Annotated in this window: 2 protein-coding genes; both read left to right on the top strand. The window is 69.0% G+C overall.

The window, feature by feature from the left end; all coding sequences use genetic code 11:
- Positions 1 to 2,858: HAMP domain-containing protein (locus ACFU99_RS37895; RefSeq protein ID WP_384401515.1), on the top strand; the 2,858-nt coding region annotated here is incomplete at its 5' end.
- Positions 2,855 to 3,441, top strand: a 587-nt coding sequence (locus ACFU99_RS37890; RefSeq protein ID WP_384401513.1) for a two-component system response regulator, incomplete at its 3' end; no start/stop codon positions are given. The genes ACFU99_RS37895 and ACFU99_RS37890, both read left to right, overlap by 4 nt.

The raw sequence follows: 3,441 nt of genomic DNA, 5'->3' as shown, positions 1-3,441 counted from the left end.
AGACGATCACCGTGGAGGCGAAGGGCGAGATCCTGGAGCTGAAGTCGACGATCAACACGATGGTCGACCAGCTCTCCGCGTTCGCCGACGAGGTGACGCGCGTGGCCCGCGAGGTCGGCACCGAGGGCAACCTCGGCGGCCAGGCGCAGGTGCGGGGCGTCTCCGGCGTCTGGAAGGACCTCACCGACAACGTCAACTTCATGGCCTCCAACCTGACCTCGCAGGTCCGCAACATCGCCCAGGTCACGACGTCGGTGGCGGACGGGGACCTGTCGAAGAAGATCACCGTGGACGCGCGCGGCGAGATCCTGGAGCTGAAGGACACCATCAACACGATGGTCGACCAGTTGCGGGCGTTCGCGGACGAGGTGACGCGGGTGGCCCGCGAGGTCGGCACGGACGGCAGACTCGGCGGCCGGGCCCAGGTCCGGGGCGTCTCCGGCGTCTGGAAAGACCTCACCGACAACGTCAACTTCATGGCGGACAACCTCACTTCGCAGGTCCGCAACATCGCCCAGGTCACCACGGCCGTCGCCAACGGCGACCTGTCGAAGAAGATCGATGTGGACGCGCGCGGCGAGATCCTGGAGCTGAAGACGGCCATCAACACCATGGTCGACACGCTCTCCTCGTTCTCCGCCGAGGTCACCCGCGTCGCCCGCGAGGTCGGCACGGAGGGCAACCTCGGCGGCCAGGCGCGCGTCGAGGGCGTGTACGGCACGTGGAAGCGGCTGACGACGAACGTGAACGAGCTGGCGTCGAACCTCACCACGCAGGTCCGCGCCATCGCGGAGGTCGCCAGCGCCGTGGCGCAGGGCGACATGTCGCGCTCGATCACGGTGGAGACCCAGGGCGAGGTCGCCGAGCTCAAGAACAACATCAATCTGATGGTGTCCAACCTCCGCGAGACGACCCGCGCCAAGGACTGGCTGGAGTCGAACCTGGCCCGGCTGGCCGGTCTGATGCAGGGGCACCGGGATCTGATGGAGGTCGCGGATCTGATCCTGCGCGAGCTGACTCCGCTGGTGAAGGCGCAGTACGGGGCGTTCTTCCTGGCCGAGCCGGACGAGGGCACGGCCGGTGCGGCGGAGGCGGGCGCCCGCGGCCTGGCGTTCATCGCGGGCTACGGCTCCGCGCAGGGGGCCACGGTGGACACGCCGGGGATGCCCGCCCACGGGCTGGTGCGGCAGGCGGCGCTGGAGAAGAAGCGCATCCTGGTGGAGGAGGCGCCGGTCGGCTACATCAAGATCAATTCGGGGCTGGGGGAAGCGGCGCCGGCCAGCGTCGTCATCATCCCGATCCTCTTCGAGGACCAGTTACTGGGCGTCATCGAACTGGCCTCCTTCTCCCGCTTCTCCGACGTCCACCTGGCGTTCTTCGACCAGTTCGTCACCACCATCGGCGTCGCGATCAACACCATCATCGCCAACTCCCGCACCGAGTCGCTGCTGAGCGAGTCCCAGCGCCTCGCGCAGCAGCTCCAGGAGCGGTCGGACGAACTCCAGGGCCAGCAGGCCCAGTTGCAGCGCTCCAACGCGGAGCTGGAGGAGAAGGCGGCGCTGCTGGCCACCTCCTCGCAGTACAAGTCCGAGTTCCTGGCGAACATGTCGCACGAGCTGCGGACCCCGCTCAACTCGCTGCTCATCCTGGCCCGGCTGCTCTCCGACAACCCGGACGGCCGCCTCTCCGACCAGGAGGTGCAGTTCGCCACGACCATCCACCGCTCCGGCTCGGACCTGCTCCAGCTGATCAACGACATCCTCGACCTGTCGAAGATCGAGGCCGGCCGGATGGACGTACGGCCCAAGAAGCTCCCGCTGATCAAGCTCCTCGACTATGTGCACGCCACCTTCCGGCCGGTCACCATCGACCGGGGGCTCGCCTTCGAGGTCACGGTCGGCGAGGACGTACCGCGCGAGATGTTCTCGGACGAGCAGCGGCTCCAGCAGATCCTGCGCAATCTGCTCTCCAACGCCATCAAGTTCACCGCGGCCGGGAAGATCGTGCTGCGCGTGGAGCGGGTGCCCGCCGAGGAGGACGGCAAGGGGGCCGAGATCGGCTTCGCCGTCAGCGACACCGGCATCGGCATCCCCGCCGACAAGCTCTCCGCCGTCTTCGAGGCGTTCCAGCAGGCCGACGGCACCACCAACCGCAAATACGGCGGCACCGGCCTCGGCCTCTCCATCAGCCGCGAGATCGCGGGGCTGCTCGGGGGCCGCATCTCCGCCGAGAGCGAGCCCGGCAAGGGCTCGACCTTCACCCTGTACGTGCCGCCGGACTGGTCCGGCCACCTGGCCGGCCCCGACGTCCCCGGCCTCGCCGCGCGCTCGCATCCGCACCGGGCCCAGGAGGCGCACGACGCGCCGGAGGAGCTGAACTGGCCCACCGCGACCCGGCTCGACGATTGGCGGGCCGGCCGGGCCGGCGAGATCCTGGACGGCAGCCGGGTGCTGATCATCGACGACGACATCCGCAACGTCTTCGCCCTCACCCATGTGCTGGGCCGGGTGGGCATGCCCGTCGTCTACGCGGAGAACGGGCGGGAGGGCATCGAGCAGCTGGAGATCAACCCCGATGTCGCGCTCGTGCTGATGGACATCATGATGCCGGAGCTCGACGGCTACGAGACCATCGACGCCATCCGCCGCACCCCGCGCTTCGCCGAACTGCCGATCATCGCCCTCACCGCCAAGGCCATGCCCGGTGACCGCGAGAAGTCCATCGCCGTCGGCGCCTCGGACTACGTCACCAAGCCGGTGAACGTGGACCATCTGCTCACCGTGGCGCTCCGGCTGCTGGACCCCGACGCCCCCGCACCGACCGTAGAGTCGGCCGAGAACACCGCGAGGCCCTCATGAGCTCTGGCTCCACCACGACCGCCGAGGCCCCGGGAGCCGCCGACCGGGCGAGCATCCTCCTCGTAGACGACATGGACGACAACCTCGCCGCCCTGGAGGCCGTCCTGACCTCCCTGGGCGAGCCGTTGGTGCGCGCCCGGTCCGGGGAGGAGGCGATGAAGGCGCTGCTGCGCCAGGAGTTCGCCGTCGTGCTCCTCGACGTGCTGATGCCCGGCATGGACGGCTTCGAGACCGCCGCCAACATCAAACGGCTCGATCAGACGAAGGACGTGCCGATCATCTTCCTGACCGGCACGGACTCCAACTCCGGCTATGCCTTCCGCGGTTACGCCACCGGCGCGGCCGACTACCTCACCAAGCCGTTCGACCCATGGGTGCTGCGCGCCAAGGTCACCGTGTTCCTCGATCTGTACCGCAAGAACCGGCAGTTGCAGCAGCTGCTGCTGCGCGATCAGGCGCGCATCGACGCGCTGCTGGAGCGGCTCTCCGGGGTCGAGCGGGAACTGGCGCGCGGGGAGCTGGCCGACGGGGAGGAGCTGCGGCAGCGGATCACGGCCATGGAGGCGGCGCTGCGGGACCTGCG

This window comes from Streptomyces sp. NPDC057654 (assembly GCF_042800135.1).
In the GTDB taxonomy this organism is placed as follows: Bacteria; Actinomycetota; Actinomycetes; order Streptomycetales; family Streptomycetaceae; genus Streptomyces.
Note: the sequence above shows the minus strand (reverse complement) of the source record. Positions and strands in the feature narration are given on the sequence as shown.